This is a genomic window from Streptomyces sp. NBC_01351, assembly GCF_036237315.1.
GTDB lineage: Bacteria > Actinomycetota > Actinomycetes > Streptomycetales > Streptomycetaceae > Streptomyces.
In genome coordinates this window covers 2,621,321-2,639,958 of the sequence record NZ_CP108356.1, presented here as the reverse complement: position 1 = coordinate 2,639,958, position 18,638 = coordinate 2,621,321, and the positions used below count along the sequence as shown (strand labels likewise).

At 70.5% G+C, this 18,638-nt stretch carries 21 protein-coding genes and 1 riboswitch; of the genes, 8 read left to right on the top strand and 13 right to left on the bottom strand.

Features of this window, described 5'->3' with window-relative positions; all coding sequences use genetic code 11:
* Window positions 1-110 precede the first annotated feature (110 nt).
* From OG625_RS11700 to OG625_RS11675, 6 genes are all read left to right on the top strand, one after another.
* A complete protein-coding gene (locus OG625_RS11700) occupies window positions 111-821 on the top strand; it encodes a L,D-transpeptidase (protein ID WP_329379048.1) in 711 nt (236 codons plus the stop codon).
* A gap of 131 nt (window positions 822-952) precedes the next feature.
* Window positions 953-2,197 (top strand): L,D-transpeptidase, encoded by a 1,245-nt coding sequence (locus OG625_RS11695; RefSeq protein WP_443067701.1) that lies wholly within the window; start codon window positions 953-955, stop codon window positions 2,195-2,197.
* 87 nt (window positions 2,198-2,284) lie between these two features.
* Window positions 2,285-3,052 carry an enoyl-CoA hydratase/isomerase family protein gene (locus tag OG625_RS11690; protein WP_329379046.1) on the top strand — a complete coding sequence of 256 codons (768 nt, stop codon included), beginning with the start codon at window positions 2,285-2,287 and terminating at the stop codon, window positions 3,050-3,052.
* 274 nt (window positions 3,053-3,326) lie between these two features.
* Window positions 3,327-3,839 carry an ATP-binding protein gene (locus OG625_RS11685; RefSeq protein ID WP_329379044.1) on the top strand — a complete coding sequence of 171 codons (513 nt, stop codon included), beginning with the start codon at window positions 3,327-3,329 and terminating at the stop codon, window positions 3,837-3,839.
* A gap of 365 nt (window positions 3,840-4,204) precedes the next feature.
* A complete protein-coding gene (locus OG625_RS11680) occupies window positions 4,205-5,005 on the top strand; it encodes a polysaccharide deacetylase family protein (RefSeq protein ID WP_329379042.1) in 801 nt (266 codons plus the stop codon).
* The gene (locus tag OG625_RS11675) at window positions 5,002-6,189 is read left to right on the top strand and encodes a YncE family protein (RefSeq protein ID WP_329379040.1); all 1,188 of its coding nucleotides are present in this window, start codon (window positions 5,002-5,004) and stop codon (window positions 6,187-6,189) included. Before OG625_RS11680 ends, OG625_RS11675 begins: the two co-directional genes overlap by 4 nt.
* Window positions 6,190-6,336: 147 nt before the next feature.
* On the opposite strand, the gene OG625_RS11670 is transcribed toward OG625_RS11675, so the two are convergent.
* Window positions 6,337-7,587: a cytochrome P450 gene (locus OG625_RS11670; RefSeq protein ID WP_329379038.1), complete on the bottom strand. Its 1,251-nt coding sequence runs from the start codon at window positions 7,585-7,587 to the stop codon at window positions 6,337-6,339.
* Window positions 7,568-8,317, bottom strand: a complete 750-nt coding sequence (locus OG625_RS11665; RefSeq protein WP_329379036.1) for a tRNA-dependent cyclodipeptide synthase — start codon at window positions 8,315-8,317, stop codon at window positions 7,568-7,570. The genes OG625_RS11670 and OG625_RS11665 overlap by 20 nt, the downstream gene beginning before the upstream one ends.
* A 254-nt stretch (window positions 8,318-8,571) precedes the next feature.
* Here OG625_RS11665 and OG625_RS11660 point away from each other — a divergent pair, with 254 nt between their 5' ends.
* Entirely contained in the window at window positions 8,572-8,784 is a 213-nt protein-coding gene (locus OG625_RS11660) for an EF-hand domain-containing protein (RefSeq protein ID WP_329379034.1), read from the top strand.
* 25 nt (window positions 8,785-8,809) lie between these two features.
* Here OG625_RS11660 and OG625_RS11655 read toward each other — a convergent pair whose 3' ends face one another.
* The 6 genes from OG625_RS11655 to OG625_RS11630 are packed head-to-tail and all read right to left on the bottom strand — an operon-like array spanning window position 8,810 to window position 13,009.
* Window positions 8,810-9,361: a PadR family transcriptional regulator gene (locus OG625_RS11655; RefSeq protein WP_329379032.1), complete on the bottom strand. Its 552-nt coding sequence runs from the start codon at window positions 9,359-9,361 to the stop codon at window positions 8,810-8,812.
* Window positions 9,362-9,387: 26 nt separating this feature from the next.
* Window positions 9,388-10,371, bottom strand: coding sequence for a hypothetical protein (locus OG625_RS11650; RefSeq protein WP_329379030.1), 984 nt, complete (start codon window positions 10,369-10,371; stop codon window positions 9,388-9,390).
* Between the two features lie 15 nt (window positions 10,372-10,386).
* Entirely contained in the window at window positions 10,387-11,208 is an 822-nt protein-coding gene (locus OG625_RS11645; protein WP_329379028.1) for an energy-coupling factor ABC transporter ATP-binding protein, read from the bottom strand.
* Window positions 11,205-11,954: a cobalt ECF transporter T component CbiQ gene (cbiQ, locus tag OG625_RS11640; RefSeq protein ID WP_329379026.1), complete on the bottom strand. Its 750-nt coding sequence runs from the start codon at window positions 11,952-11,954 to the stop codon at window positions 11,205-11,207. The genes OG625_RS11645 and cbiQ overlap by 4 nt, the downstream gene beginning before the upstream one ends.
* A 3-nt stretch (window positions 11,955-11,957) precedes the next feature.
* The gene (locus OG625_RS11635; RefSeq protein ID WP_329379024.1) at window positions 11,958-12,311 is read right to left on the bottom strand and encodes an energy-coupling factor ABC transporter substrate-binding protein; all 354 of its coding nucleotides are present in this window, start codon (window positions 12,309-12,311) and stop codon (window positions 11,958-11,960) included.
* Window positions 12,308-13,009, bottom strand: a complete 702-nt coding sequence (locus OG625_RS11630; RefSeq protein ID WP_329390587.1) for an energy-coupling factor ABC transporter permease — start codon at window positions 13,007-13,009, stop codon at window positions 12,308-12,310. Before OG625_RS11630 ends, OG625_RS11635 begins: the two co-directional genes overlap by 4 nt.
* 30 nt (window positions 13,010-13,039) lie before the next feature.
* Window positions 13,040-13,234: riboswitch (cobalamin riboswitch) on the bottom strand.
* A gap of 83 nt (window positions 13,235-13,317) precedes the next feature.
* Here OG625_RS11630 and OG625_RS11625 point away from each other — a divergent pair.
* Entirely contained in the window at window positions 13,318-14,061 is a 744-nt protein-coding gene (locus tag OG625_RS11625; RefSeq protein ID WP_329379022.1) for a flavodoxin family protein, read from the top strand.
* A 1-nt stretch (window position 14,062) separates the two neighbouring features.
* Here OG625_RS11625 and OG625_RS11620 read toward each other — a convergent pair whose 3' ends face one another.
* From OG625_RS11620 to gcvH, 5 genes are all read right to left on the bottom strand, one after another.
* Window positions 14,063-14,569, bottom strand: coding sequence for an AMIN-like domain-containing (lipo)protein (locus OG625_RS11620; RefSeq protein ID WP_443067882.1), 507 nt, complete (start codon window positions 14,567-14,569; stop codon window positions 14,063-14,065).
* A 165-nt stretch (window positions 14,570-14,734) separates the two neighbouring features.
* Window positions 14,735-16,117, bottom strand: a complete 1,383-nt coding sequence (locus tag OG625_RS11615; protein WP_329379019.1) for an L-serine ammonia-lyase — start codon at window positions 16,115-16,117, stop codon at window positions 14,735-14,737.
* Window positions 16,118-16,250: 133 nt separating this feature from the next.
* Window positions 16,251-16,868 carry a hypothetical protein gene (locus tag OG625_RS11610; protein ID WP_329379017.1) on the bottom strand — a complete coding sequence of 206 codons (618 nt, stop codon included), beginning with the start codon at window positions 16,866-16,868 and terminating at the stop codon, window positions 16,251-16,253.
* Between the two features lie 68 nt (window positions 16,869-16,936).
* The gene (gene glyA / locus OG625_RS11605) at window positions 16,937-18,193 is read right to left on the bottom strand and encodes a serine hydroxymethyltransferase (protein WP_329379015.1); all 1,257 of its coding nucleotides are present in this window, start codon (window positions 18,191-18,193) and stop codon (window positions 16,937-16,939) included.
* Window positions 18,194-18,208: 15 nt separating this feature from the next.
* Entirely contained in the window at window positions 18,209-18,589 is a 381-nt protein-coding gene (gcvH, locus tag OG625_RS11600) for a glycine cleavage system protein GcvH (protein WP_329379013.1), read from the bottom strand.
* Window positions 18,590-18,638 lie beyond the last annotated feature (49 nt).

Here is an 18,638-nt window from a genome sequence, read left to right as displayed (position 1 = left end):
GGTGGAGTGACCGCGTTCACCCCGCCGGCCCAGCCCCGGGCGCCCTCCCCCCGCCCGGCCGGGTTGGCTGGGGGCAGGGAGGCCCGGCCGGCGGGCCCGAGGAGGCTCGGATGGCCGCAGGTCGGACGACAGCCGTGACGGCCCGAGCGGTCGCTCTCGCCGTCGTACTGGCGCTGGCGGGAGCGTTCCCCTCCGCGGCGGCCGCACCGGGCAGTGAGCCGGTCAGCGCGTGCTGGTCCGTCACCGGCCCCTACCAGCGGGAGCTGGAGGCCCATCTGCGCCGGCCGGTCGACGGGACCCAGTCGGTGGCGGACTGCCTCGCCATCCGCTCCTTCCAGTGGAAGAACGGGGTCGAGCCGGCCGACGGCTACGCGGGCGTGGACACGTACCGCACGATGCTCGTCGTGGCGGCCCGCCCGAACCCCAACGCCGACGGCGACTGCCCCGTCCGCGCCCACCGGGTGACGTGCGTGGACCTGGACCGGCAGCTGCTCTGGGTGCAGCGGGACCGCCGGATCGTCTTCCCCGTCGTGGCCATCCGGACCGGCCGCGACGAGGACGAGACCCGCCGCGGCTGGCACGAGATCTACTGGCGCAGCAAGGACCACGAGTCCACCCTGTACGACAACGCCCCCATGCCGTACGCCCAGTTCTTCGACGGCGGGCAGGCCATCCACGCCCGCTCCGACCACCTCTACGCCCACGGCGGCTCCGGCGGCTGCGTCAACCTCGCCGAGCCGGAGGCCAAGCGGCTGTGGGACCTGCTCACCGAGGGCGACGCCGTCTACATCTGGGGCACCAAGCCGGGCACCGACGGCTGACCGGCACCCCGCGCCGCCCCCCTCGCCCTCCGCCCTTTCTTGGGACGGAACGGTGACACGACCGTTTCTCTTCGTGATCCCCCCGTGTGATTTCCTGTCGACAAGCGCGCGACTGCCCGCGCGCGGGGGACATGGGGAGAACACGAGTGAACGTGCAGCCGATTCGCGGTCGCGTCCGCACCGGCCTGCCGGCCCTTCTGCTGGGGGCGGCCCTGCTGTTCACCACCGCGTGCAGCGGGGGCGGCGGGAACGGCAGCGGCAGTGGCGGAGACAACGGTGGGGGCACCGGCGGCGGCAATACCGGTACCGAGGCCTCCAAGGCCGTGGTCAGCGTCAAGCCCGACGACGGGGCCAAGGAGGTCGCCACCAGTGGCGTCCTGAAGATCACCAGCGCGGGTGGCAAGCTCACCACGGTGACCGTCGCCGACACCAAGGGCAACGCGGTCGAGGGCAAGATAGCCGCCGACGGCACGAGTTGGGAGCCGGACCGCCACCTCGCCTCGGCCACCGAGTACAAGGTGCACGCGGTCGCCAAGGACGAGGCCGGGCGCGAGTCCGCCAAGGACACCACCTTCACCACCCTCACCCCGAAGAACACCTTCATCGGCCACTACACCCCCGAGGACAACTCGACCGTCGGTGTGGGCATGCCGGTCTCGATCAACTTCACCCGGGGCATCACCAACACCGAGGCCGTCGAGAAGGCCATCACGGTCACGGCCGAACCGGCCGTACCCGTCGAGGGCCACTGGTTCGGCAACGACCGCCTCGACTTCCGCCCCGAGAAGTACTGGGCCGCGGGCACCACGGTCACCGTGAGGATCGCCCTCGACGGAGTCGAAGGCCGCCCCGGGGTCTACGGCAAGCAGACCCGCACGGTCACCTTCAAGATCGGCCGCTCGCAGATCTCCACGGTCGACGCGACCGAGAAGAAGATGGAGGTCGTCCGCGACGGCCAGGTGCTCAAGACCATCCCGATCACCGCGGGCGCCCCGTCGACGACCACCTACAACGGGCAGATGGTCATCAGCGAGAAGTACAAGGTGACCCGGATGAACGGTGCGACCGTCGGCTTCGGCGGCGAGTACGACATCTCCGACGTCCCGCACGCGATGCGCCTGTCGAACTCGGGCACCTTCGTCCACGGCAACTACTGGGCCTCCGCCGGCACCTTCGGCTCGGAGAACGTCAGCCACGGCTGCGTCGGCCTCAAGGACGTGCGCGGCGCCGGCGACAACAACCAGCCCGCCGCCTGGTTCTTCAACGAGTCCCTGATCGGCGACGTGGTCGTCGTGAAGAACTCCAAGGACAAGCAGATCGCCCCGGACAACGGCCTCAACGGCTGGAACATGGACTGGGCGGAGTGGATCAAGTAGGCCTGCGCACTACGTGATCCGGGTGGCCCGGTGCTGTGACCCACAGCACCGGGCCACCTTGCGTTAACCGGCGCTAACCTGGCCCGTATGACCATCTCTCTCGAAGTCTCCGAAGGCGTCGGCACCATCCGCCTGGACCGGCCGCCCATGAACGCCCTGGACATCGCCACCCAGGACCGGCTGCGCGAGCTCGCGGTGGAGGCCACCGACCGGGCGGACGTCCGCGCGGTCATCCTCTACGGCGGCGAGAAGGTGTTCGCGGCGGGCGCGGACATCAAGGAGATGCAGGTGATGGACCACGGGGCGATGGTCGCCCGGTCCCGCGGCCTGCAGGACGCCTTCACCGCGGTGGCCCGCATCCCCAAGCCCGTCGTCGCCGCCGTCACCGGCTACGCGCTGGGCGGCGGTTGCGAGCTCGCGCTGTGCGCCGACTACCGGATCGCCGCCGACAACGCGAAGCTCGGCCAGCCCGAGATCCTGCTCGGCCTGATCCCGGGCGCGGGCGGCACCCAGCGGCTGTCCCGGCTGGTCGGCCCCTCCAAGGCCAAGGACCTGATCTTCACCGGGCGCATGGTCAAGGCCGACGAGGCGCTCGCCCTCGGCCTGGTCGACCGGGTCGTGCCGGCGGCCGAGGTGTACGAGCAGGCGCACGCCTGGGCCGCCAAGCTGGCCCAGGGGCCGGCGCTCGCGCTGCGCGCCGCCAAGGAGTGCGTGGACGCGGGCCTGGAGGCCGACATCGACACCGGACTCACCATCGAACGCAACTGGTTCGCGGGCCTGTTCGCCACCGAGGACCGCGAGCGCGGCATGCGCAGCTTCGTCGAAGAGGGCCCGGGCAAGGCGAAGTTCCTCTAGATCCCGTCCGCGGGCACTGCTCGGCGCGGTCCCCTCTTTCGGGGGCTCCCCCCTGGGGGTGGATTAGCCAGGCCTTAAGGGGGCCTTAAGGAGAAACGGTGATCCACTCACCGTGATCACCTCCGTGCGGTGCGTAACGGCAGGTCAGGGCGGCACCGCAACGCTCCTCATGCCTCCCGCATATGACAGGACACCCCCTTGGATTCGTTGAATCCGGGGGGTGTTTTCCTGTGGAACGGCCCGGAAGGGCAGTGGGGCCGTCCATGATGGGTGCATGGCGGGCCTGGAGGGTGTGGAACAGCCGCGGCAGCGCAGTAGCGCTTCGGCCGTGCGGCTCACGGCGGCGCTTGAGGACGAACAGGGCCTCAAAGCACTGGAGTCGTACGGGAATCCCGCCGAGGCCGAAGTGACGCTGCCGTCCATGCCGGAGTCGGCGAGCACGGCTCGCCGGCTCACCCAGTGCGTGGTGATCCGCCTCTGGGGCCTCTCGCCGCAGACCGCCGAGCATGCCGTGCTGTTGGTCTCGGAGCTCGTGGGCAACGCGGTCCGGCATACCGGAGCCCGCTCCTTCGGTTTACGCATGCTGCGCCGGCGCGGCTGGATCCGCGTGGAGGTGCGCGATCCCTCGCGCGGGCTGCCCTGCCTGATGCCGGTCCACGAGCTGGACACCACCGGCCGGGGGCTCTTCCTCGTCGACAAGCTCTCCGACCGCTGGGGTGCGGACCTGCTGCCCCGCGGCAAGATCACCTGGTTCGAGATGCGGGTCGCCGACCGCCAGAACGCCTGAAGCCCCCGGGGGCGCCGTGGTGGGGCGGTGCGGGGGCTTCATGGAAATGCCGAGGATCGAAGGGGGTGTGATCCTCGGCAGGCGACTTCGCTCGGGTCAATGGGAAGTCGTGGTCCCGACTATGGCAGACGAGGGCTCAAACGCCAAAAGTCCTTACTCGGACATAAGTGTGCAAATCAGAAGACTTTCAGGTTAAATCCTAGGTGAGGTGGGCCACTCACCTCGTAATCAGTGAATAAATATCGAACACTACGGGTGAATCGTTGCCCGGATAGCGGACGGACCCCCCTCGGAGTCCCTCCCGGCGAACGTCCCTAATTGGGTCAATCATTACCTTCCGGGCCATCCACCCCTTAAATGGGCAGGTGCTCTCACATCCAGGCCGCCGCGCGGCCCTGCGCGCGGCCGCCCTCGGTACGGCCGGCGCGGCGGCGGCCGGCCTCACCGCCGCCTGCGGATCGGGCCGCCCCGCCACCGGACCCTCCGCCCCGCCCCCGGGTCCGGCCGCCAGTCCGGCCAGTCCGGCCCGGGCCGCCGCGGCCTCTCCGCGCCGGTTCCCCGGGCAGCCCGTCGAGATCGGGCACGGTCCGCGCGACCGCCCCCGGGTCGCCCTCACCTTCCACGGCAACGGGGACCCCGCCATCGCCCGGGCGGTCCTGGCCGAGGCCGAGAAGGCGGGCGCGCGGGTGACCGTACTGGCGATCGGGAGCTGGCTCGACGCCCACCCGGACATGGCCCGCCGGGTCCTCGACGGCGGCCACGAGCTCGGCAACCACACCCAGCGCCACCTCGCGATCAACGAGCTGTCCGAGGCGGAGGCCTACGCCGAGATCACCGGCTGCGCCCAGCGGCTCAAGCGCCTCACGGGCTCCATCGGCACCTGGTTCCGGCCCTCGCAGACGCAGTACGCCACCCCGCTCGTCCGGAAGCTGGCCCAGCGGGCCGGGTACCCGCACGTCCTCTCGTACGACGTGGACTCCCTCGACTTCACCTCGCCCGGCGCCGCGGCCGTCATCCGCACCGTCACCGGGACGATCCACGGCGGATCGGTGGTGAGCCTGCACTTCGGCTACGCGGACACGGTCGACGCGATGCCTCCCCTCCTCGAAGAACTCGCGCGCCGCAAGCTGCGCGCGGTGACCACCACGGAGCTGCTGACCCCATGACGACCATCCGCCTTCCCCGGAAGGCCACCGTGCTGCTCGCCGGTCTGGTCCTCGCCGCCCTGGCCGGCTGCGGATCAGCCGCCGAGGGGCCCGCCGAGGCCATGGGTACGAAGGGCCCGGCGAAGCCCGTCAAGGCCGTACCCGCCGCCCCGCCCGGACTGCCCGGCATGCCGCCCCTCCTCGACCCCAACGACGTCTACGCGGCGGACCGGCCGAACAAGCTCTCCCCGGTGGTCAAGGACTTCCCGTCCCGGGTCTACGTGCCGAACACCAACTCCAACACGGTGTCCGTCATCGACCCGGCGACCTACCAGGTCATCGACACCATCCCGGTCGGCATCCAGCCCCAGCACGTGGTCCCGTCCTGGGACATGAAGACCCTGTGGGTCAACAACAACCGGGGCCACACGCTCACCCCGATCAACCCGGCCACCGGGGAGGCCGGGAAGCCGGTCGAGGTGCACGACCCGTACAACCTGTACTTCACGCCCAACGGCAAGTACGCGATCGTCATGGCCTCGATGGACAAGGAACTGGTCTTCCGCGACCCGCACACCATGGACCGGGTGAAGACGGTCCCGGTGAGCTGCTACGGCGTCAACCACGCGGACTTCTCCGCCGACGGCCGCTACTTCATCGTGAGCTGCGAGTTCTCCGGCGAGCTCCTCAAGGTCGACACCGAGAAGATGGAGGTCATCGGGCAGCAGAAGCTGCCGTTCGAGGGCGCGATGCCGCAGGACGTGAAGGTCTCGCCGGACGGGAAGACCTTCTACGTCGCGGACATGATGGCGCACGGCGTGTGGGTGCTCAGCGGCGACAAGTTCGAGACGCCCAAGCTCCTGCCGACCGGGAAGGGCTGCCACGGCCTCTACATCAGCCGTGACTCCAAGGAGATGTACATCCCCAACCGGGGTGAGGGCACCATCTCCGTCTTCAACTTCCCGCAGAACAAGCTCACCAAGAAGTGGACGCTGCCCGACGGCGGCAGCCCCGACATGGGCGGGGTCTCCGCCGACGGCCAGGTGCTGTGGCTGTCGGGCCGCTACAACTCCGAGGTGTACGCCATCGACACGGTGACCGGCAAGCAGCTCGCACGGATCCCGGTGGGCGGCGGCCCGCACGGCCTGGCCGTGTACCCGCAGCCCGGCCGCTACTCGCTCGGCCACACCGGCATCTTCCGGTAGCGGACGCGCGGATGCGCGAATGGGGCCCCGGGAGCTCGCACGGCTCCCGGGACCTCCCCCGGACTCTCCCCCGGCTACCGCTGGTGGGGGTGCCCCCGGCCGGAGGCTGGGGGAGTGCCCCCATCCGGGGGGACCCCCAGCCTCGGGCTACCAGGCGACGGGCAGCCGCTCCGGCAGGCGCTTGATGAAGCCCGTACGCCAGACGAGGTTCTCCGCCGGAACCGCGAGGCGCAGCCCCGGCAGCCGCTCGACGAGCACCTCCAACGCGATCTCGGCGTGCGCCCGGCCCAGCGCGGAGGCCGGGCAGAAGTGCCGGCCGGCGCCGAAGGCGAGGTTCGGGTTCTCCGCCTCGCGCTCCAGGTCCAGCTCGTCCGGGTTTTCGAAGGCCTCGGGGTCGAAGTTGGCCCCCTCCAGCAGGACGAGCACCAGCTCGCCCTCCTTCACCAGCACGTCGCCGACCCGCACGTCCGCCAGCGCGATGCGCGGCAGGCCGTCGCCGACCGACAGGTTCCAGCGCAGCAGCTCCTCCACGGCCTTGCCCATGCGCTCCGGGTGGGCGCGCAGGTAGCCGATGAGCTCGGGCTTCTGCAGCAGCGCGAGGACCGCGAGGTTGAGGAAGGCCGACGTGGACACCGCGCCCGCCCCGAACAGCGAGACGGCGACGGTGGCGAACATGTCGTCGGTCAGGTGCGCCGACTCCGGATCCGCCTCCTTCAGCGCGGCGAACCTTCCGAGGAGCCCCGTACGCTCCTCGGCGGGCAGAGCGAGCTGGACGTTCAGCCGGTCGGCGAAGTAGCCGACGTCCTTGTACCAGTTGAGGGCCGAGTCGGCGAACGGCTCGCGCGCGGTCATGAACGCGACGTCCAGCCCCGACATCAGCCGGCGCCAGTCCTCGAAGGGCACCCCGAGCACCTGACAGTGCAGGGCCGCCGAGAAGGGATCGGAGAAGCCGGCCCGGAGGTCGGCCGGGCCCCCCTCCGCGACGATCCGGTCGACGAGCTCGCCGGCCGTGGCCCGCAGGTGGTCCCGGAGCCCCTTCTGGCGCGGGTTCAGCGCCTTCATCACGGCATTGCGCAGGCCCGCGCTGTTGATGTTCCCCATGTTGTTGACGACCTCGGGCGGGATCGTCAGTGCGTACTGGCGCGGGACACCGGCGTTCGCCGTGTCCTTGAGGCTGAAGCGCTCGTCCTCCAGTACCTGCTTGGCCAGCGCGTAGCTGCTCACCAGCCAGGCCGGATCCCCGGTGAGGGTACGGACCTTGGCGACCGGTGCCTTCTCGCGCAGCCAGGCGCACTCCTCCGGCAGCACGTCACCGCGCCGCGAGAGCGGGAAGTCGAGGACCGGCTGCTCCTCCCGGACTTCCCGGTCCCCCCGGCCCTCAAGCTGCTCGACGCTCATCGACGTTCCCTTCGGCCGCGGCGTGCTGGTGGACCGTGTCGGTCTCGGGCCGGACGACGGCGTACGCCTGGTTGCGGGTGGCGCGCAGGCCCCCGCCGCGCCCGAACAGGACATCCGTAAGAGGCATCTTGACGTGGTACGCGGCCACGGAGGACGGCACGTCGAGGATGCTCGGGGTGTCCACGAAGAACGGCAGCTCGGCCGCCATGTAATCGAAACAGACCTGCAACTGTTCGTCGGTGATCGATTCACCTTCCGGCAACTTGGAGCCGACGAAGTGCAGGGCCATCTGCTCGCAGCCCTTGCGGAATTCGCCGTCGGTTTCCAGGAAATGCAGAACGCGCCGGTGGAGCAGCTGGTAAACGGGATTCGACTGGAACTCGGAAAGTGCCCTCACGCGTATCTCGACCTGTGGAGGTCCTGATTCCTCCACGCCTTTGAGGATCCGCCGCCGGACCGCTTTGATCTCCTTCGTCGCGCGTTTCCGCGCATGCTCCCGGGAGTATCCGAAAGCGGAGAACATCCGGTCCACGTGGAGGTCCGCGTAGACGAAGTCGACTTGCGCGAAGCGGGTCGTGGCCCACTGGGCGAGGCCGGCGATGCGCTCGGAAGTGAAGTAGCTGTTTCCAGGACTCACTCCGATGAGCACATGGTCGCCGTCTTCCCAGATGTGACGGCAGGTGCGGGAGAAGGGCAGAACTTCGAATGATGCGTCGACGCTGATCGCCATCTGTGTGATCGCCCTTTATGCCACTAGTCCCTGGGAGCCCTGCGCTCCTGGTGTGGCGGCAATGCCGTTACGTTATGCGCTGACCCCGGAGCGTGACAAGAGGCGTTCCGATTTGTTGTCTGGAGTTCTTTCTTCCGCATCATGGAAAAGTAATGGCATATCTTTCTGCCGCTCGAACGGGACCCGCGGCGGGCCCGGATCCGGGCGGCCGCTACCCTGAGCCGGTCAACAAGCACCAAGAAGGGGTGGACCCAGTGGCGGACATCGAGAGCGCACGGACGACGTTCGGCAAGTTCGACGTGAACGGTGACGGCTTCGTCACGGCCGAGGAGTTCAAGTCGGCCATGGCGGCCATGGGCGACCCGTTCGTCACGGGCCCGATAGCGGACGCCGTGATCGCGTCGAAGGACGGGAACGGCGACGGCCTCCTCAGCTTCGACGAGTTCTGGGCCTCCCTGAACAAGTAGGCCGGCGCCGGCAGCCGGACACCTCCTAAGGGGTGTCCGGCTCCGTCATGTCCTCGACCTCGGTCAGGGCCTCCTCCAGCCAGTGCAGCCAGAACGTCTCCAGGGCGATCCCGCCGTGCAGGACGAGCCGGCGCAGCCGGTCCTCCACCGCGTCGCGGCCGGGCGGGAAGTCCTTCTCCTCGATGGCCTCGTACTGGGCCAACTGCCGCTGGTGCAGCTCCAGATGGCGGCGCAGCTCGGGACCGAGACCCTGTGGCCCCACGACGCCCGCCGCGCGGATGCGCAGCAGCAGCGGATCCCGCATCGGCTTGGGGTCCTGGCTCTCGGCGACCCACCGCGCGAGCTCGGCGCCCCCGGCCGGCAGCACCTCGTACTCCTTCTTCTGCCCCCGCAGCGGCACCTCGCCGGGCAGCTCCCGGATCAGCCCGGACTCCTCCAGCCGGCCCAGCTCCCGGTAGATCTGCTGGTGCGTCGCCGACCAGAAGTAGCCGATCGACTTGTCGAACCGCCGGGTCAGCTCCAGCCCCGACGAGGGCTTTTCGAGCAGGGCGGTGAGGATGGCGTGCGGGAGCGACATGCCGCCATCCTAGGTTTGCCGGGCCCCTAGGCGGGCAGCCCGAGGACCGCGATCCCCTTCTCGACGGCTACGGCCACGCGGGTCCCGTCGCCGTGGAGGGCCGTCACGGGGCTGGGGACGTGGGTGACCCCGAACGCCCCCTCCCGGGAGGAGACCGCCACGTCGGGCCACTCGGCCAGGACGGTGCCGTCGGTGGCGTCGACCAGACGCGGGTGCCCGTACAGGGACAGGACGCGGTTCCCGCCGCAGGGGACGAGCGTGCCCCAGTCGCCGGTGCTCGGGCTCCGGTGCAGCCAGCGCCCCTCGGTACAGGACCAGACGCCCAGCTCCCGCACGCGCAGGGCCTGGCGGTCCCCCTCGTCACCCAGGCCCTCGACCGTCGCGGCCACCGCCAGCCGGTCCGCGTCGAGCCAGCAGGCGGCGCCCACCTCGGCGTCCAGCGCCGTGTTCCCCGGGGCCCCTTGCCCGTCGAGGAGCGACGGATCCGTCAGCGCGGCCTCCAGGTCGTAGGCGCTCGCGAGGCCGACCGGGCTCCACACCCAGCCGGCGGACAGCAGGCGCCGCCCGTCCGGGCTCACGGCGAGCCGGGAGTGGAAGAAGTCCCGGGGCGTGCGGCTCCCCGCGGTGAGTCGCACGCCGCTCGCGATGTCTTCGATCTCCAGGACGTTGTACGCGTCCGGGCAGTGCACCAGGACCTCTCTGCCGTCCGGCAGGATGCCCAGCGCGACCGGATAGTCGTAGTTCTCGGCCTGGTAGCAGCTCCGGTTCAGCTCCCGTGCGATCTTCTCCCCGTCCAGAAGCAGGGCCTTCGTGCCCCGCTCCTCGTAGACCACCGTCCAGCGGCCGGAGGGCGAGTGCACGGCTCGGTCGATCTCGGATCCGTACCCGAACCTGCTCGCGTGCTCCACCCCGTCCGCGGTCCAGCGGCGGAACGCCCCGGCCGCGTCCACCAGTTCGTCGCCGTCCCAGCGCAGGGATCCGGGCGTGCTCGATGTCTCGATCAACCTCATGAGCCGCGAACCTACCTACTGCCAGGCGGCCAACGCCTCCGGAATACGGGGCCCGGGGGCATCGGTGGCCAGCAGGCCGTGGGCGCGGAGGAAGGACGTCACCGCCGGGGACCAGGCCTGGCGCAGGCCGGCGTCGGCGAGCAGGGCCGGGTCCGAGAGCAGGGCTTCGGCCGGGCCCACGCGGATGCCGGCCGGGGTCAGTACCGCCGCGTCGTCGGCCCACCGCACCGCCAGGTCGACGTCGTGCGTGGCCATCACCACCGTGGTGCCGGCCGCCCGCAGGCCCGCCAGGACGTCTAGCAGCCGTTCCTGCCCGTCGGGGTCCAGCCCGGCCGTCGGCTCGTCCAGGATCAGCACCCGCGGAGCCATCGCCACCGCACCCGCGATCGCCGCGCGCTTGCGCTGGCCGAAGGAGAGCAGGTGCGTCGGGCGGTCGCGCAGTGCGGTGATGTCCAGGGCGGCGAGGGCGGAGTCGACGCGCTCGCGGACCTCCGCCGGCGGCAGCCCCAGGTTCATCGGCCCGAAGGACACGTCCTGTTCCACCGAGGCCGCGAACAGCTGGTCGTCCGGGTCCTGCACGACCAGCTGCACCGCCGTCCGCAGCCGGGTCAGGCCCGCGCGGTCGTACGTCACCACCGTGCCGTCCAGGTGCAGCGCGCCCGAGCCCGGCCGCAGGCCGCCGCTCAGCAGCCGCATCAGCGTGGTCTTGCCCGAGCCGTTGCGGCCCAGCAGCACCAGCGCCCGGCCCTCGGCGATGGCGAAGTCCACGCCGGACAGCACCGAAGGGCCGTCCTCGTACGCGTAGCCGGCGCCGGCCAGTTCCACCAACGGCCTCACAGGTACAGCTCCTTCAGTACGAGGGTGACGGCCACCAGGGCGGCCAGGAGGGCGGCCGAGCAGCCCAGGAACCGCCACGACAGGGCGGCCTCGGGCACCAGCACCCGCAGCGCGCCGTCGTAGCCCCGCCCGGCCAGGCCCGACTGGAGCCGCCCCGCCCGGTCGAAGGCCCGTACGAACGAGGTCGCGGCGAGCCCGGCCACCGAACGCCAGGCCGCCGCCCGGCCGGTGTTGCCCAGACGGGCCGCCTGGGCCTGGCGGATCCGGGTCAGGGAGTCGAGCAGCAGGAACGTGATCCGGTACATGACCAGGGCCACGTCCACCACCGGCGCCGGCACCCCCGCCCGGACCAGCCGGGGGAGGACGTCCGACACCGGGGTGGTGAAGGCGAACAGCAGCACGCCGAGCGAGGCCGCCGAGGTGCGCAGCAGCAGCTCGGCGGCGTGCCGGGGGCCGTCGGGGGCCAGCGTGACCCACCCGGCGGGTCCGCCGACCGCGAACAGCAGCGGCAGCGCCCCCGTGAAGCAGAAGCCGAGCGGGATCCGGAAGGCCCGCCACAGCTGCCGCCCGGCCACCCCGGCCGGCCCGAGCAGCACGGCCAGCGTGGCGGCGCCGACCAGCGGCCCGCCGGGCCAGGGCGGCAGGCACACAGCCGTGACCGTGAGCCCGAGCCCCAGGAGGGCCTTCTCCAGGGGATGCCGGCGGCGCCAGCGGCTGCTGTGCGCCGCAGCGTCGATGGGCAGCACCGGCTAGCGCTCCCCGCCGGGGGCCGTGGCAGCGGGGTCGGCGGCCTCGGCCGCAGCGGCGGCCGCGCCCTGGCGGCGGCCCTTGCGGACGCCGAAGTAGTACGCGAGCACGCCCGCGCCCAGCGCAGCCTGGAGGGCGAACAGGGCCGACTCGATCTCCCCGGACGGGGGTTCGTAGAGCGGCGAGAACCACGGTTCGTAGTCCGGGTCCAGCTCGGTGATGGCCGCTTCCGCCTGGGCGTCGGCGCCCGTGAACGGCTCCTCCTTGCCCTCGCCGAGGCCCAGGGCCAGCGGCAGCACGGCGAGGGCCGCCACCAGGAGCAGCAGCAGGGTGTTGATCTTCGCGTTCCTGGTCATCGGGCCGTCGCCTCCTGCTGCTTCGTCTTCGACCCGGTGAGCTTCGCGACGCCGAGCCGGATCAGGTCCGACTTGCTGGACTGCATCAGCAGCCGCATCACGAGCACCGTCAGCAGGCCCTCGCTGACCGCGAGGGGGATCTGGGTGACGGCGAAGATCCCGCCGAACTTCCCGAGCGCGCCGAGGAAGCCCGTCGCCGGGTCCGGGAAGGCCAGCGCGAGCTGGAGCGAGGTCACGCAGTAGGTGATCAGGTCGGCGAAGAAGGCCCCGAAGAACACGGTCACCATCAGCGGCAGCCCGAACCGGCGCAGCAGCCGGTAGACGCCGTACCCGGCCCACGGGCCGGCGATCGCCATCGAGAAGACGTTCGCGCCCAGGGTGGTCAGCCCGCCGTGCGCCAGCAGTAGCGCCTGGAAGAGCAGGGTGATCGTGCCGAGCACCGCCATGATCGGCGGCCGGAACAGGATGGCGCCGAGCCCGGTGCCGGTCGGGTGCGAGCAACTGCCCGTCACAGAAGGGATCTTCAGTGCGGACAGGACGAAAGTGAACGCTCCGGACGCCCCGAGCAGCAGCGTGCTCTCCGGATTCTCCTTCACCTCGCGGGTGAGGGCACGGACACCGTGTACGACAAAGGGGGCGGACGCGGCGCCCCAGGCGACCGCGTGCAGAGGGGGCAGGAAGCCCTCGGCTATATGCATGAGTGGGGAAGACCTCTCCAGCACCTCGTGGATGGACAGCGCGCCCCGGCCGGTCTCCTGGCTCACGGGTACTGATGCCCGGGCTCCGCCTTCCCGGGGCCGTGCGGTCTCCCGCGCGGGCCCAGTGGCTTCCCGCAGGATTGGAGCCGGACTTCCCGATCACAGTGGCGAGGGCCGCACCGGTTTCCCACCGGTTTCCCGAACACCAAGGCCCACTGACCCTAGTCGGCCGCGCGGACCGGTAACAACCCGCCCCAAACGGCCGTGGCCGGCTGGCGGCGAGGACCCGCCCCGCCCAGGCTGAAGAGGTGGCTGCCGACAACGACGACACCGACGTCCCCGCGAACCGTCCCGACTACTCGAACCTCTCCGCCCTCTACGTGAACTGCACCCTCAAGCGTTCACCGGAGACCAGCAACACGGAGGGTCTGATCGCCAAGAGCCGGGCCGTCATGGAATCGGCCGGGGTCCGCACCTCGCTGATCCGCGCCGTCGACCACGACATCGCGACCGGCGTCTGGCCGGACATGACCGAGCACGGCTGGGAGAGCGACCAGTGGCCGGTGCTGTACAGCCAGATCATGGACGCCGACATCCTCGTGCTCTGCGGCCCGATCTGGCTCGGCGACAACAGCTCCGTGATGAAGCAGGTCATCGAACGGCTCTATGCCTGTTCCTCCCTGCTGAACGAGCAGGGCCAGTACGCCTATTACGGGCGGGTCGGCGGCGCGCTCATCACCGGCAACGAGGACGGCGTCAAGCACTGCGCCATGAACATCCTCTACAGCCTCCAGCACCTCGGCTACGTGATCCCGCCGCAGGCCGACGCCGGCTGGATCGGCGAGGCCGGACCCGGGCCGTCCTACCTCGACCCGGGATCGGGCGGCCCCGAGAACGACTTCACCAACCGCAACACCGCCTTCATGTCCTGGAACCTCATGCACCTGGCCGCCCTCCTCAAGGGCGCGGGCGGGATCCCGGCGCACGGCAACCAGCGCTCCCTGTGGGACGCCGGCTGCCGTTTCGACTTTCCGAACCCCGAGCACCGGTGATTCAGCGGGCGATGTCCACGACGAACCGTTCCGGCGAGTGCAGGGTGAAGGCGCGGTAGTAGGGCAGCGTGTCGAAGGCGGCGCCGAAGGTCACGTACCCCTCGTAGTCGCCGGTCAGTGCGATGCCCTTGAGCTTGGGCAGGTTGATCTGCTGCAGCTTGGGCCCGAGGTAGACGTTCCCACCGGCGTCGTTGTGCGCGGCGGCCGGGTTGAGGCGGATCTCCAGGAAGTACTTCCCGGACAGCGGTACGGGCTTGCCGGATCCGTCGTAGAACAGCTGCTGGACCGGGGTGACGGTCGCCGTGGGGACGTATCCCTGGATGTCGATGACGATCCGGTCGAACGTGGGGTGCCCGCCCCAGCGGGCGTTGACCACGAGCGGAGTCTGGGTCTGGGTCTGGGTGCCGAGGGAAGCCGGGGCGGCCGAAGCCGGAGCGGCGAAGGCGAGTGTTGCGGTGAGCAGGGCGCCGGAGGCCAGGGCCACGATCCGGCGGAAACGTCGGTGGATCATGACGTCCCCTCGATTCTCCTGAGACGGGGACTTGCGACACCGATGAGGACGCCCAGGGCGGATGCCCCGGTTCCGCACGGCGGGTAAAAAGAAGGAGAGAAACGAAGGGGAGGGGCCCGGCGCGCACGCCGGGCCCCTCCCGCCACACCTGCCGCTACCGCATCAGCACTCGATGACGTTGACCGCGAGGCCGCCGCGGGCCGTCTCCTTGTACTTGACCTTCATGTCGGCGCCGGTCTCCTTCATGGTCTTGATGACCTTGTCGAGGGAGACCTTGTGGCTGCCGTCGCCGCGCATCGCCATCTTGGCCGCGGTGACGGCCTTGACGGCCGCCATGCCGTTGCGCTCGATGCACGGGATCTGGACCAGGCCGCCGACCGGGTCGCAGGTCAGGCCCAGGTTGTGCTCCATGCCGATCTCGGCCGCGTTCTCCACCTGCTCCGGGGTGCCGCCCAGGACCTCCGCGAGGGCGCCCGCCGCCATCGAGCAGGCCGAGCCGACCTCGCCCTGGCAGCCGACCTCGGCGCCGGAGATGGAGGCGTTCTCCTTGAAGAGCATGCCGATCGCGCCCGCCGCGAGGAGGAAGCGGACGACGCCGTCCTCGTCCGCGCCCGGCACGAAGTTCATGTAGTAGTGGAGCACTGCCGGGAGGACGCCCGCGGCGCCGTTGGTGGGGGCCGTCACGACCCGGCCGCCGGCCGCGTTCTCCTCGTTGACCGCCATCGCGTAGATGGTCGCCCACTCGCTGCGGTGCAGCATCGGGTCGCCCTCGGTGCGCAGCTGGCGCGCCGTGGAGGCGGCCCGGCGCTTGACCCGCAGGCCGCCCGGGAGGATGCCCTCGCGGGACATGCCGCGCGAGACGCAGGACTGCATGACGCGCCAGATCTCCAGGAGGCCCTCGCGGATCTCGTCCTCGGTGCGCCAGGCCTTCTCGTTCTCCAGCATGAGGGAGGAGATCGACAGGCCGGTCTCGTTCGCCAGGCGCAGCATCTCGTCGCCGGAGCGGAAGGGGTACTTCAGCACCGTGTCGTCGAGCTTGATCCGGTCCTCGCCGACCGCGTCCTCGTCCACGACGAAACCGCCGCCGACCGAGTAGTAGGTCTTCTCCAGCAGCGGGGTGCCGGCTTCGTCGTACGCAAAGAGGGTCATGCCGTTCGCGTGGTACGGCAGCGACCGCCGGCGGTGCAGGATCAGCTGGTTCGGCTCGTCGAAGGCGATCTCGTGGCCATCGCCTATCTCCGCGCCCAGCAGCCGCAGCCGGCCGCTCTTGCGGATGCGCTCCACCTCGTCGTCCGCGGTCTCCACGTTCACCGTGCGCGGGGAGTGGCCCTCCAGGCCCAGCAGGACCGCCTTGGGGGTGCCGTGGCCGTGGCCGGTCGCACCGAGGGAGCCGAAGAGCTCGGCGCGCACGGAGGCGGTCTGGGCGAGGACACCGTCCTTCTTGAGCCGGGTCACGAACATGCGCGCGGCGCGCATCGGCCCGACGGTGTGGGAGGAAGAGGGACCGATGCCGATCGAGAAGAGATCGAAGACGGAGATGGCCACGGTTGCGGACTCCTATGTCTGCTCGTGGGTGGGAAGCGGGGCAGGAGGGACGATCTGCGGATTTTGTCCGGCAGACGAGCTTAACGCGGTGAGGTGAACGGCTCGTCCGCCGGACGAGGCGCGGTGGTGGGGATCAGGCGCGGGACAGTTCACGCTCCGGTGCGTGGGGCTGCCCGGCGGGGGCGGGGGCGGCGTCGGTGGCGTCCAGGACCGGGTCCGGGCCGGGCAGGCCCGCGAGGTGGGCCTTGACGCCGGACCGTACGGCCCAGAAGTAGAAGCCCAGGGCCGAGAGGCCCACGAGGGCGATGTCCACGCCTCCCGGGATGACCCCGTGGCCGCCGAATTCCTTGCTGCCGAGCGCCGACAGGGTGCCCAGCCAGAGCAGGAAGGCGATCATCCACCAGGCCGGGGCGAACTGCCTGGCCAGGTTCTTCTCGCCCTTGCGCTTCAGCACCACGGCCGCGATCGGGGCGGCGACCAGGGTGAGCAGCACCACCTTGCCGGTGTCCGGCCACTTGGACCAGTACAGGGCGCAGGCGGCGGAGGCGAAGGTGACGGGGCACAGGATCCTGGCCGCCGGCAGGCGGAAGGGGCGCGGCAGCTCGGGCTTGGTCCTGCGGAAGACGCCGACCGCGATCGGGCCGATCAGGTACGAGACCACCATCGCGGCGGAGACCACGCCGGCCAGGGCCTCCCAGCTGTGGCCGACGGTGACCAGCAGCAGGATCGAGAAGCCGTGGGCCGCATCCACCTGGGGCTTTGGTCATGAAACGGGCCCGGCCCTGTGCAAAACAAGGCCGGGCCCCCTCAGGCCGTTGCCTAGAGCGACGGGTACAGCGGGAACTTCGCGGCGAGCGCGGAGACGCGCGCCTTGAGGCTCTCGCTGTCGTAGGCCGGCTTCAGCGCGGCCGCGATGATCTCGGCGACCTCGGTGAAGTCCTCGGCGCCGAAACCGCGCGTGGCCAGGGCCGGCGTGCCGATCCGCAGACCCGAGGTGACCATCGGCGGCCGCGGGTCGTTCGGGATGGCGTTGCGGTTGACCGTGATGCCGATCTCGTGGAGCCGGTCCTCGGCCTGCTGGCCGTCGAGCTCGGAGTTGCGCAGGTCGACCAGGACCAGGTGCACGTCCGTGCCGCCGGAGAGGACGGAGACGCCGACCTCGGTGACGTCCGGCTGGACCAGGCGCTCGGCGATGATCTTCGCGCCCTCCAGGGTGCGGACCTGGCGCTCCTTGAAGTCATCCGAGGCCGCGACCAGGAAGGAGACGGCCTTGGCCGCGATCACGTGCTCCAGCGGGCCGCCCTGCTGACCCGGGAAGACCGCGGAGTTGATCTTCTTGGCCAGCTCCTGCGTCGACAGGATGACACCGCCGCGCGGACCGCCGAGGGTCTTGTGCGTGGTGGTGGTGACGACGTGGGCGTGCGGTACCGGGTTCGGGTGCAGACCCGCGGCGACCAGGCCGGCGAAGTGCGCCATGTCGACCATCAGGTACGCGCCGACCTCGTCCGCGATGCGGCGGAAGGCGGCGAAGTCCAGCTGGCGCGGGTAGGCGGACCAGCCCGCGACGATCAGCTGCGGGCGGGTCTCCTTGGCGAGGCGCTCGACCTCGGCCATGTCCACACGGCCGGTCTCGTCGACGTGGTACGGGACCACGTTGTAGAGCTTGCCGGAGAAGTTGATCTTCATGCCGTGGGTCAGGTGACCGCCGTGGGCCAGGCTCAGGCCCATGATCGTGTCGCCCGGCTTCAGCAGCGCGAACATCGCGGCGGCGTTGGCCTGGGCGCCCGAGTGGGGCTGCACGTTCGCGGCCTCGGCGCCGAACAGCGCCTTGATGCGGTCGATCGCGATCTGCTCGACCACGTCGACGTGCTCGCAGCCACCGTAGTAACGGCGGCCGGGGTAGCCCTCGGCGTACTTGTTGGTCAGGACCGAGCCCTGGGCCTCCATGACGGCGACCGGAGCGAAGTTCTCCGACGCGATCATTTCCAGGGTCGACTGCTGGCGCACGAGCTCGGCGTCGACGGCTGCGGCGACATCGGGGTCGAGTTCGTGGAGAGGGGTGTTCAGTACGGACATCAGGATCCCCTGGGGTCAGTTACCGGCGGTGAGGGCGGCGTACTCCTCGGCGGAGAGCACGTCCTTGGGCTCCTCCGAGATGCGCACCTTGAACAGCCAGCCGCCCGCGAACGGAGCGGAGTTCACCAGGGCCGGGTCGTCGATGACGTCCTGGTTGGCCTCGACGATCTCGCCCGAGACGGGGGAGTACAGGTCGCTGACCGACTTCGTCGACTCCAGCTCGCCACAGGTCTCGCCCTCGGTCACGGTCTCGCCGACCTCGGGGAGCTGGGCGTAGACGACGTCACCGAGCGCGTTGGCCGCGAACTCCGTGATGCCGACCGTCGCGACGCCGTCCTCGACGTCCGACAGCCACTCGTGCTCCTTGGTGTAACGCAGCTGCTGGGGGGTGCTCATGGCCTGATTCTCCTGGATGCGGGGCAGTGGAAACGAACGGTGGTCTTGG

What these genes read in the sequence shown, in the direction of transcription:
- OG625_RS11700 (WP_329379048.1), top strand. Translation starts at nt 111, where the DNA reads ATGGCCGCAGGTCGGACGACAGCCGTGACGGCCCGAGCGGTCGCTCTC.
- OG625_RS11675 (WP_329379040.1), top strand. Translation starts at nt 5,002, where the DNA reads ATGACGACCATCCGCCTTCCCCGGAAGGCCACCGTGCTGCTCGCCGGT.
- OG625_RS11635 (WP_329379024.1), bottom strand. Translation starts at nt 12,311, where the DNA reads ATGACCAGGAACGCGAAGATCAACACCCTGCTGCTGCTCCTGGTGGCG.
- OG625_RS11655 (WP_329379032.1), bottom strand. Translation starts at nt 9,361, where the DNA reads ATGTCGCTCCCGCACGCCATCCTCACCGCCCTGCTCGAAAAGCCCTCG.
- OG625_RS11690 (WP_329379046.1), top strand. Translation starts at nt 2,285, where the DNA reads ATGACCATCTCTCTCGAAGTCTCCGAAGGCGTCGGCACCATCCGCCTG.
- OG625_RS11665 (WP_329379036.1), bottom strand. Translation starts at nt 8,317, where the DNA reads ATGGCGATCAGCGTCGACGCATCATTCGAAGTTCTGCCCTTCTCCCGC.
- OG625_RS11670 (WP_329379038.1), bottom strand. Translation starts at nt 7,587, where the DNA reads ATGAGCGTCGAGCAGCTTGAGGGCCGGGGGGACCGGGAAGTCCGGGAG.
- glyA (WP_329379015.1), bottom strand. Translation starts at nt 18,193, where the DNA reads ATGTCCGTACTGAACACCCCTCTCCACGAACTCGACCCCGATGTCGCC.
- OG625_RS11695 (WP_443067701.1), top strand. Translation starts at nt 953, where the DNA reads ATGGGGAGAACACGAGTGAACGTGCAGCCGATTCGCGGTCGCGTCCGC.
- OG625_RS11685 (WP_329379044.1), top strand. Translation starts at nt 3,327, where the DNA reads ATGGCGGGCCTGGAGGGTGTGGAACAGCCGCGGCAGCGCAGTAGCGCT.
- OG625_RS11630 (WP_329390587.1), bottom strand. Translation starts at nt 13,009, where the DNA reads ATGCATATAGCCGAGGGCTTCCTGCCCCCTCTGCACGCGGTCGCCTGG.
- gcvH (WP_329379013.1), bottom strand. Translation starts at nt 18,589, where the DNA reads ATGAGCACCCCCCAGCAGCTGCGTTACACCAAGGAGCACGAGTGGCTG.
- OG625_RS11650 (WP_329379030.1), bottom strand. Translation starts at nt 10,371, where the DNA reads ATGAGGTTGATCGAGACATCGAGCACGCCCGGATCCCTGCGCTGGGAC.